The sequence below is a fragment of the Kitasatospora sp. NPDC093102 genome (genome assembly GCF_040683915.1).
Taxonomy (GTDB): domain Bacteria; phylum Actinomycetota; class Actinomycetes; order Streptomycetales; family Streptomycetaceae; genus Kitasatospora.
In genome coordinates this window covers 1-10,281 of record NZ_JBFBFA010000090.1, presented here as the reverse complement: position 1 = coordinate 10,281, position 10,281 = coordinate 1, and the positions used below count along the sequence as shown (strand labels likewise).

Below are 10,281 nucleotides of genomic sequence, written 5' to 3'. Positions count from 1 at the left end.
GGCCGTTCACCGGCGGGACAGGTGCCGGAGTGGCTCGATGCAGCAATTGTTGCCAGGTGGGGCCGCCCATCGACAAGACCCCCTCGCTACGACCCACCGTCGTGTTCACGGCTTGCCGGCGTCGATCCGCAGGGGCCGGCTGCCCGGCCGGCCAACGTGCTGAGCTGCGCAGATGTCGCGGCCGGGCCCGCGGGCGGGGTCGACGGGCGGCCACTATCGTCCGTCGTGGACCTTTTTCCGTGTGAGTGGGCTCACGGTTTATGTCATAGTTTGTCCGGTTTGTCGGTCACTGGCCGAACTCGCACCGATGCTCTGGGTGCAGGCGATCCCCCCGGACTGAGGCCCGTGTCACACACGCCACCACTCCCCCGGCACAGCCGGCTCGACGCGCTCGCGCCCGGGCCGGGAAACCGGCGCCGACGAGGAGGGAGGACCTCCTCGTCGACAGCGCCGTCCGGATCCCCGGCGCCACCCGCACCGCCCGCACCGGCGAGTCCGTCGGCAGCGACACGCCGGACCCGCTCGTCCCGGCCCACGGCTCGTGACGGGCCCCGCTCCCCCGCTTCCGTCCGGGTGCGGAAACCCCGAACCTCGGCAGAATCGATGTGTGGGGGACGGCCCCGGCTGCGCCGCGGGTGCCTACGCGAGAGGACCATGCCATGCCCGACTTCCACCCGAAGCACGATCACCTGATCGTCAAGCCGATCGGGGGCCCGACCCCGCAGGACCCGGTGACGTGGAAGGGCGAGGTGGTGGCGGTAGGGCCCGGCCGACAGCTGGGGAGCGGCAAGCCGCACCCGGTGGACGTCAAGGTCGGCGAGAAGATCCTCTTCAACAGGCTCTCCGGATCGGAGATCACGGTGGAGGGGCAGGAGTACGTCGAGCTTCCCGAGGACGAGATCCTCGCGCTCTCCGCGGAGTAGGGACAGGGCGACGGGCGTACCCACACCCGACGTCTTCGATCCCGACAGCCCCAGGCCCCCGAGACCTTTGGAGATCCCCGTCATGACCGAGCGGTCACCTGCCCGGATCGGCGTCACCGGACTGGCCGTGATGGGCCGCAATCTGGCCAGGAACTTCGCCCGCCACGGGTACCGCGTGGCTGTGCACAACCGCACGCAGGCGCGGACCACGGCGCTGATGAAGGAATTCGGGCATGAGGGCGAGTTCGTGGCCGCCGGGACCACGGAGGAGTTCGTCGCGGCCCTGGAACGCCCCCGTCTGATCGTGATCATGGTCAAGGCCGGGGCGCCGACCGACGCGGTCATCGACGAGCTGGTGCCACTGCTCGACGAGGGCGACGTGGTGGTGGACGGCGGGAACGCGCACTTCCTCGACACCAGGAGGCGGGAGGCGGCCCTGCGGGAACGCGGACTGCACTTCGTGGGCAGCGGGATCTCCGGTGGTGAGCAGGGCGCGCTGGAGGGGCCGAGCATCATGCCCGGCGGTACACCGGAGGCCTACCGGGTCCTGGGGCCGTTGCTGGAGGACATCGCGGCCAAGGTCGACGGCAAGCCCTGCTGCACCCATGTCGGACCGGACGGCGCCGGTCACTTCGTCAAGATGGTCCACAACGGGATCGAGTACGCCGACATGCAGCTCATCGCCGAGGCGTACGACCTGCTGCGGCACGGAGCGGGACTGCAGCCCGACGCAATCGCCGAGGTCTTCCGGACCTGGAACACCGGGCGCCTGGAGTCCTACCTGATCGAGATCACCGCCGAGGTCCTCGCCCACACCGATGCGGCGACCGGGAAGCCCTTCGTCGACGTCGTGCTGGACCGGGCCGAGCAGAAGGGCACCGGCCGCTGGACGGTCCAGAGCGCGCTGGAGCTCGGCGTGCCCGTGAGCGGGATCGCCGAGGCGGTCTTCGCCCGGGCGCTGTCCGGCAGCGTGCCGCTCCGGCAGGCCGGACGGGGGCTGCCCGGCCCCGCCGAGACGTGGCTCGACAGCGCGGCGGCGGACCGGTTCGCGGACGACGTCGAGCAGGCTCTGTACGCCTCCAAGATGGTGGCCTACGCCCAGGGCTTCGACCAGATCCAGGCCGGCAGCGCGGAGTACTCCTGGCAGATCGACCCCGGCGAGATGGCCGCGATCTGGCGCGGCGGTTGCATCATCAGGGCTCGGTTCCTGGACCGGATCCGAGCCGCGTACGAGGCGCAGCGGGAGCTTCCCACGCTGCTGACCGACGCGCACTTCCGGGAGGCGCTCGGCTCCGCGCAGTCGGCGTGGCGACGGGTCGTCTCGGTGGCGGCCCAGCTGGGGGTGCCCGCCGCCGGCTTCGCAACCGCGCTCGCCTACTACGACAGCCTGCGGGCGGAGCGCCTTCCGGCCGCACTGGTGCAGGGACAGCGGGACTTCTTCGGCGCGCACACCTACCGCCGGGTCGACCGGGACGGGACCTTCCACACCCGCTGGGAGGCCGAGGGCCGCCCGGAGGAAAAGCGCTGATGGTTGGTCCAGCCGAGGCGAGGAGGGCGCCGGCTCCCGCGGTGAGGGCGAGGTTGCCGAGCCAGTCGATGCGCCCTGGTCTGCGGCAGCATGGACCCGCCGACCGCCTGCACGATGCGCAAGCCGATGAGCCACAGGGCGCCGGGGCCGCCGCGCAGCGCAGCGGGTCGAGGGAGAGGGCGAGCGAGGCGCCCGCGAAGACCGCAAAGACCGCGAAGCCGAGGTTGTCCATCCGGACCCGGCCGAACATGTCGCCGAGCCCGTCTGGCGGCCCTCCCGGCCGGCGGGGAGAATGGTGATCGCAAGGCTTGCCGCCGCGAGACGCGGAGTGGGTAACTGGATGTGAAGAGCTTCCCTCGCCCCGCCGAGTCCGCCACGCCGCTCGCACCCGGGCCCGGCCCCGGTGAGAAGGGGCTCAGATCGGGCGCCCTGGGGCTGTTCTCGTCGGTGGCGATCGGGATCTCCTCGACCGGGCCGGCGTACAGCCTGGCGGCGACGCTCGGAGTGATCGTGGCCGGGGTGGGCCTGCAGGCCCCCATCATCACCATGCTGGCGTTCGTGCCGACGCTGTTGATCGCGTACGCCTACCGGGAGCTGAACGCCGTCGACGCCGACTGCGGGACGACCTTCACCTGGGCCACCCGCGCATTCGGCCCACGGGCCGGCTGGATGGGCGGCTGGGGCCTGATCGTCGCCGACGTGATCGGGATGGCGAACCTGGCCGAGATCGCCGGCATCTACGGCTTCCGGCTGGTCGGGCTGGGGTCGCTGGCGACCAGCCGAATGTGGACCACCGTGGCCGGGGTGGTCTGGATCGCCCTGATGACGGCGGTCTGCTACGTGGGCATCGGGGTGTCGGCGGCCGTGCAGCGCTGGCTGCTCTGCCTGGAGGTCGCGGTCCTGCTGCTTCTCGCCGTCACCGCCCTGGTCAAGGTCTACACCGGCGGCCCGCCGACCGCGGTGCACATCTCCGCCTCCTGGTTCAATCCGCTGCACGTCCCCTCCCCCCAGGCGCTGACCACCGGGGTGCTCGCCGCGGTGTTCATCTACTGGGGGTGGGACACCGCGCTCACCGTCAACGAGGAGACCGCGGACAGCCGGCACACCCCCGGGCGGGCCGCCGTGCTGTCCACCGTGCTGCTGCTGGTCATCTACGGTCTGGTCGCCACCTCGGCGCAGGCCTTCGCCGGGGTCGGTACCACGGGCATCGGGCTGGCCAACCCGGACAACTCCGGAGACGTGCTCTCCGGCCTCGGCGGGGCGGTGTTCGGCACCGCCGGGCTGGGCCACGCGCTCACCAAACTGCTGATCCTGATGGTGCTGACCTCGGCGGTCGCCTCCGCCCAGACCACCATCCTGCCGACCGCCCGCACCGTCTTCTCGATGGCCGCGCACAAGGCCGTGCCGTCCGGCTTCGCCCGGCTGCACCGCCGGTTCCTGACCCCGACCTGGTCGACCGTCGGCATGGGGCTGGTGTCGATCGCCTTCCTGGTGCTGCTCACCTCGGTCAGCCGCAACGTGCTGGCCGACTCCATCGGCTCGGTGGGCCTGGCGATCGCCTTCTACTACGGCCTGACCGGCTTCGCCTGCGTCTGGTACTACCGCCGGGTGCTCACCCGCAGCCGCCGGGACCTGCTGTTCAAGGGCGTGCTGCCCGGGATCGGCGGGCTGATCATGCTGTTCCTGTTCTGCTACGCCGCCTTCCACGTCTACGCCGCCCCCGGCTACGGCGAGACCTCCGTCCGGCTGCCGCTGCTCGGCCAGGTCGGCGGGGTGACCGTACTGGGGCTGGGCGCGCTGCTGATCGGCGCGGCGCTGATGCCGTTGGTCACCCGGGAGCACACCGCGGCACTGCGGCTGCAACGCAGCCTGCTGCCGCACCGGCTGCCGGCGCTGAGCGCGGTCGAGTCGGCCAGCCGCTACCTGCCGGCCGACACCCGCTCCGGGGTGGGCGGGGACTGGTACGACGTCATCCCGCTGTCCGGCAGCCGGGTCGGCCTGGTGGTCGGCGAGGTGCTCGGCCACGGCCTGCGGGCCGCCGCCGCGATGGGCCGGCTGCGGGTCGGCGTCCGGGTGCTGGCCCGGCTGGACCTGGATCCGGACGAACTGCTCGCCCGCCTGGACGACGTGGTGCGCGAGGACAGCCCGGGCAGCCCGCGCGGCGGCGGTGTGACCTGCCTGTACGCGGTGTACGACCCGGTCGACGGCCGGTGCAGCCTGGCCCGGGCGGGCCACGCGCCGCCCGCCGTGGCCGACCCCGCGGGCGGCGTCCGCTACGCGGAGCTGCCGGCCGGGCGGCCGCTGGGGCTGGGCGGCCCGCCGTTCCAGCGTGCCGAGCTGGACCTGCCGGCCGGCAGCCTGATCGCCCTGTACACGGACGGCCTGGTGGAGGCCGTCGACGGCCGGCGCGGGCTCGCCGAGACGCTGGCCGGACTGCGCCGGCCGCTGGAGAGCCTGTGCGACGAGGCGCTGGCGACCCTGCTGCCCGGGCCGGTGGACGACGACGCCGTCCTGCTGCTGGTCCGCACCCGCCGGCTCGACGCCGGGCAGGTCGCCGACTGGGAGCTGGCGCCCGACCCGGCGACGGTCGCCCGGGCGCGTCGCCTGGCCATCGACCGGCTGGACGCATGGGGCCTGGCGGAGCTCGCGTTCACCACCGAGCTGATCGTCAGCGAGCTGGTCACCAACGCGATCCGGTACGCCCCCGGGCCGGTCCGGGTCCGGCTGATCCGGGACCGCAGCCTGATCTGCGAGATCTCCGACACCGGGCACACCTCGCCGCACCTGCGCCACGCCGCCCGGGACGACGAGGGCGGGCGCGGCCTGTACATCATCGCCCAGATCACCGAGCGCTGGGGCACCCGCTACACCGAGGACGGCAAGACCATCTGGACCGAGCAGGCCCTGCCCGACGAGGACTGACGACGGCGACCGGGCATCGGCGTTCCCCGAACGGATCACGCCGAGCGCGTCCGGCTCCGAGGCGCGGGCCGCATCGGGCGGGCCGGAGGTGCCGATGCGGCGCTGCCGGTCGATCCGCGAGAGGAGAGGCGCTTAACTGTGGAGTGGGGGAACGACGCGGCTGTGGGGACGAGCGGGTCAGAAGGGCAGTCCGGTGGCTGATGTCTCGAACACGAGGGCGTGGCGTTCGCCGCGATTCCTGCCCAGGTGGTCGCACCGGGTCACGATCGGCGGCTATGTGCTGGTCGCGATCACGGTGGCGCTGGACTTCGTCAGCGGGCCCGGTGTCACGTTCGCCCCGATCCTCGCCGCCCTCCCCGTACTGGCCGGTGTGGGCACCCGCCGGGCCACCGTCCCGCTGGCGGCCGGGGTGGTCGCCGGCGCGCTCGTCGTCGCCATGGCGCTCTACGACTCCACCGTGCCCCGGGTCGTGATGGCGACCGCGGCGGCCGCAGTGGTCATGGTCACCTTCTTCAGCTGCGCCAACGTCGTGGTGGTGACGGCCCAGGAGCGGGAACTGGTCAGGGTCCACACGGTCGCCGAGGCCGCGCAGCGTGCCCTGCTGCGCCTGGTGCCCCGGCGGATGGGGCCGCTGGCGGTCGCGGTGCGCTATGTGGCGGCGGAGGCCGAGGCACGGATCGGCGGGGATCTGTACGAGGTGATGCCGACCGCGTACGGGGTGCGGTTGTTCCTCGGCGACGTGTGCGGCAAGGGCTTGGCCGCGGTGGAGACCGCGGCCGACGTGCTGGGGGTGTTCCGTGAGGCCGCGCGGGCCGAGCCGGATCTGGCGGAGGTGGCCAGGCGGCTGGACTCGGCGCTCGTCCGTCGTCCGGCGAGCGAGGAGTTCGTCACAGCGGTCCTGGTCAGCATCCCCGACACACCGGGGCCGGCGGTCGTGGTCAACTGCGGGCACCCGCCGCCGCTGCTCTGCCATGACGGTCAGGTCAGCACGGTGGAGCCGTCCGTCGACGCACCGCCGCTGGCGCTGCTCGGCCTGGTCGGCGGGGACTACCACGCCGAGTCGCTCGCCTTCGACCGCGGCGACCTGCTGCTGCTCTACACGGATGGCGTGGCCGAGGCCCGGGACGCGGCGAACCGGTTCTACCCGCTCGCCCAGCGCCTGGCCGCCCTGCCGCACGGGGAGCCGGACGCCCTGCTGGACGAGCTGCTGCTGGACGTGCGGGCGTACGTCGGCTCCGGGCTGACGGACGACGCGGCCCTGCTCGCCGTCCGCCGGGAGCGGTGACCGGTTCATCGACTCCGTCGACGCGGGCCCGCGTACCCCTCTCCCGGGCGTCGCCACCACGAGGGGCACGGGCGACCACCGGGGCGGTTCTGGCGACTACCGGGGCGCCGGCGGTTGGTGCCGGTACTCCTCCAGCGCCGGCGACGTCCTCATCGCGCGGAAGTTCGTGACGGTGTACTCGGCCAGCCCCGCCACCGAGTACGGGTCGCTCTTGGTGATGTCCTCGATCTGCGCCCGGTCGACACCGACCGCCACGATGACCGCACCGTCGCGGGGGTCCTTGGGGCCCGATGCGATGAAGACGCCGGATTCGTAGTTCGAGTCGAGCCAGGCAACGTGCTCGGGGTGGGCCGCTTCGATGCGCTCAAGCGGCGCGGTGTAGGTCAGCTCAAGAATGAACATGATCAAAATCATAGCGCTGGGTGACCGACCGGTCGCGCAGAGGCAGCGGTCGGGCCGGCGGCGGCGCGCCGACCAAGCCTGCGGCCCGGGGCGGCCTGACGCTCTCCCGTCACCCCGTCCCGGTGGTGAGCACCATGCGGAAGCGGGCGGCACCGCGGAGCATCCTGTGGTACGCCTCGTCGGCCCGGTCGAGCGGCGCGGTCTCGACCATCGGGCGGATTCCCTGCAGGGCGCTGAACGCCAGGGTGTCCTGGATGTCCTGCGCGCTGCCGGCCGGGTGGCCGCGGACGGTCCGGGCGCGCATGAGCAGCTGGACCGGGGCGATCCCCAACGGCTCGGTGTCCGCGCCGATGACCACCAGTTCACCCCGGTGGGACAGCCCGTCCACGGTCGCCGTGATGGCGGCGGAGTTCGCGGCGGTGGCCAGGACGACCCGGGCGCCGCCGAGGGACTGCAGCGCCTCCGCGACGGGCGTGCCGGCCGTGCTGTCGATGTAGTGGTGCGCGCCGAGCTGCTTGGCGTAGTCGGCCTTGTCGGCGCCGCGGGCGATGGCCACGGTCTCGAAGCCCATGGCGGCCGCGTACTGCACACCGAGGTGGCCGAGGCCGCCGATGCCGAGTACGGCGACGAGGTCGCCCGGCCGTGCGGAGCTCGTCCGCAGCCCGTTGTACGTGGTCACCCCGGCGCAGGCCATCGGCGCGGCATCGACGGCCGCCAGCGCGTCGGGGATCCGGGCCAGGGCATCGGCCGGCACCACCACCTCCTCGGCGTAGCCACCGTCGTACGCCCCGCCGGGAACCTTCAGGTTCAGGCACAGGATGAGGTCGCCCCGCCGGCAGGCGGCGCAGTGCCCGCAGCTGCCTCCGAACCAGCCCACCGCGACGCGGTCGCCCACCCGCCAACCGGTGCTCTGCGTTCCCTCGCCGAGCTCCTCGATGCGCCCGGCGATCTCGTGCCCGGGGACCAGCGGAAACCGGAGGCCCGGCAGCCCGGCGTTCACGAACATGGCGTCGCCGTGGCAGATTCCGCAGGCCTCCACGGCGATCCGTACGTGCCCGGGGCCCGGCCGCGGCACGTCACGCTCGACGATCTCGAACGGCCCGCCGGCGGAGGCGACCTGTGCCACTCGGTGGGTACTCATCCGGATTCCTCCCGGTGCACCGGCACGAACAGCTCTCACCATCAGCAGACCAGCTCCGGCCTGGTCACGCTCGCCGGGACCGGCTCGGGCCGTCGGCGTCGATCGCCTCGGTCGCGGGGTGGTCGGCCCGGGGTCACCTGTGTGGCGCAGGCGGTCGCCCGTGAGCCCGCGGGCGACCGTTACGGTCGGCTCATGAGAGCTGCCGTCCTTGTCGAGGAAGGGGCCGCGCCCCAGCTCGGTGACTTCGCCGACCCGCAGGCCAAGGAGGGCCAGGTCGTGGTGGAGGTGACCGCGGCCGGCGTACACCACCTCGACCTGGAGAAGGCCTCCGGTGCGTACGGCGTACCCGTGTTCCCCTACGTGGCCGGGTCCGACGGGGTCGGGCGGACGGCCGACGGGCGCCGCGTGTACTTCGACGCTCCGGTGTCCCCCTACGGATCGTGGGCCGAGCGGACCGTGGCGCCGGAGGCGAACCTGCTGGACCTCGCCGAGGGTGTGGACGACGTGACCGCGGCGGCGCTCGGCCACACCGGGCTGGCGGCCTGGTGCGCCCTGAGCTGGCGGGCCGGGCTACAGCCGGGCGAGTCGGTGCTGGTGCTGGGCGCGAGCGGGGCGTTGGGGTCGGTGGCGGTGCAGGCGGCCAAGGCACAGGGCGCCTCGCACGTGATCGCCGCCGGCCGCGACCCGGACCGGCTGCGTCGCGCGCGCGAGCGGGGCGCGGACGCCACCGTCGTGGTCGACGCCGGCACGAATCTCCCAGCCGCCTTCCGCACGGCGGCCGGATCACACGGGATCGACGTCGTCATCGACGCACTGTGGGGTGAGCCCGCCCTGGCGGCCCTGCAAGCGGTCTCGCGCGGCGCTCGCCACGTCCAGATCGGCAACTCCGCCGCAGCCACGATCGAACTGCCCGCGCCGATGCTGCGCTACAACGCTCTGCAGATCCTCAGCTTCACGATCACGGACGTCCCCCTCGACGCACTCCGCACCGCCTACCGGAACCTGACCGAGCAGGCCGCTGAAGGGAAGATCTCCGTCGACACGAAGGCGCTCCCGCTCGCGGACGTCGCCACCGCCTGGGAGCAGCAGCGGCGGGGAGCCCCCGCGAAGCTGGTGCTCACCCCGTGACCGGCGCACGGCCGGCGCACGGCCCGCACCGGCGTGAACGCCGGGAGTTCCTACCACGCTTCGCGCGGTACCGCTGCGCGTGGGTGTGCATGGCGAACGCACACAGCGCCTACCGGGCCTGACGGATCTGGCACTCCGTCGGGTCGGCGACACCTCCGGTCGGGCCGCCTACGGCACGGCGGGCCGCTCTCCGAGGAAGAGCGGATCGCAGAAGTCGATCGGTACGTGGTCGCTTCCCCGTCGCTCCGAGGTGCATGGGCAGCTCTGCCGAGAGACGCTGGGCGTGTCCGTCTGATGGACCACCGGCGACGCAGGAGGTGTTCATGAGACGCAGGTACTGTGCAGCGGCCGCCCTTACCGCCACCGTTCTGCTCACGGGAACGGGGGCGACGTGCGGGACCGCAAGCGGCGCCCAGCTTCCCGCTACGCGCAGTGTCGCGGTGAGTACCGCCCAACTCCCCACCGAACAACAGATCGCAGCCCTGTTCGACAAGTGGAACGCAGCTTTGGCCACCGGCGACCCGAACCGGGTCGCGGACCTCTACGCTCCCGACGCCGTGTTGCTGCCGACCGTCTCCGACATCCGTACCAGTCGCGCCGGGATCGTCGACTACTTCACGAAGTTCCTGGCGAGCAAGCCCGTCGGAAAGATCCAAGAGCGGTTCATCACCGTCCTGGACCGCACGAGCGCCGTCGACACGGGCCTCTACCAGTTCACGCTGACCGACAAGAACGGCGGCAAGTCCACGGTCGACGCCCGCTACACCTTCGTCTACGAGCTGCGTGGAGGCAGGTGGCTGATCCTCAACCACCATTCCTCGGTCCTGCCTTCTCCGGGCTGATCCGGCTATCCCGCATTGTTCCGGACGGCCGGGAAGCGGCACGAGGGCCTGTGTCCGCGCGTTCGCGCGGGCACAGGCCCTCGTGGGTCACTCCGGTGGTCCCTGTCCGG

At 72.6% G+C, this 10,281-nt stretch carries 8 protein-coding genes; 6 read left to right on the top strand and 2 right to left on the bottom strand.

What is annotated here, in order from left to right; all coding sequences use genetic code 11:
• Positions 1 to 659 precede the first annotated feature (659 nt).
• The 4 genes from AB0O11_RS38375 to AB0O11_RS38360 all read left to right on the top strand — a co-directional run bounded on the left by AB0O11_RS38375 (position 660) and on the right by AB0O11_RS38360 (position 6,658).
• Positions 660 to 923 (top strand): hypothetical protein, encoded by a 264-nt coding sequence (locus AB0O11_RS38375; RefSeq protein ID WP_363396984.1) that lies wholly within the window; start codon positions 660 to 662, stop codon positions 921 to 923.
• Positions 924 to 1,005: 82 nt separating this feature from the next.
• On the top strand, positions 1,006 to 2,451 hold the full coding sequence (gndA, locus tag AB0O11_RS38370; protein ID WP_363396981.1) for an NADP-dependent phosphogluconate dehydrogenase: 1,446 nt from the start codon (positions 1,006 to 1,008) through the stop codon (positions 2,449 to 2,451).
• 342 nt (positions 2,452 to 2,793) lie between these two features.
• Positions 2,794 to 5,373, top strand: a complete 2,580-nt coding sequence (locus tag AB0O11_RS38365) for a SpoIIE family protein phosphatase (RefSeq protein WP_363396978.1) — start codon at positions 2,794 to 2,796, stop codon at positions 5,371 to 5,373.
• A gap of 193 nt (positions 5,374 to 5,566) precedes the next feature.
• Complete coding sequence (locus AB0O11_RS38360) at positions 5,567 to 6,658, top strand: PP2C family protein-serine/threonine phosphatase (RefSeq protein WP_363396975.1); 1,092 nt, start codon at positions 5,567 to 5,569, stop codon at positions 6,656 to 6,658.
• A 96-nt stretch (positions 6,659 to 6,754) separates the two neighbouring features.
• Here the strand turns inward: AB0O11_RS38360 and AB0O11_RS38355 are convergent, their stop codons facing one another.
• On the bottom strand, positions 6,755 to 7,060 hold the full coding sequence (locus AB0O11_RS38355; protein WP_363396972.1) for a YciI family protein: 306 nt from the start codon (positions 7,058 to 7,060) through the stop codon (positions 6,755 to 6,757).
• 109 nt (positions 7,061 to 7,169) lie between these two features.
• Entirely contained in the window at positions 7,170 to 8,201 is a 1,032-nt protein-coding gene (locus AB0O11_RS38350; RefSeq protein ID WP_363396969.1) for an alcohol dehydrogenase, read from the bottom strand.
• 192 nt (positions 8,202 to 8,393) lie between these two features.
• On the opposite strand from AB0O11_RS38350, the gene AB0O11_RS38345 reads away from it, so the two are divergent.
• Positions 8,394 to 9,329: a zinc-binding dehydrogenase gene (locus tag AB0O11_RS38345; protein ID WP_363396966.1), complete on the top strand. Its 936-nt coding sequence runs from the start codon at positions 8,394 to 8,396 to the stop codon at positions 9,327 to 9,329.
• A gap of 323 nt (positions 9,330 to 9,652) precedes the next feature.
• Positions 9,653 to 10,171, top strand: a complete 519-nt coding sequence (locus AB0O11_RS38340) for an SgcJ/EcaC family oxidoreductase (protein ID WP_363396963.1) — start codon at positions 9,653 to 9,655, stop codon at positions 10,169 to 10,171.
• Positions 10,172 to 10,281 lie beyond the last annotated feature (110 nt).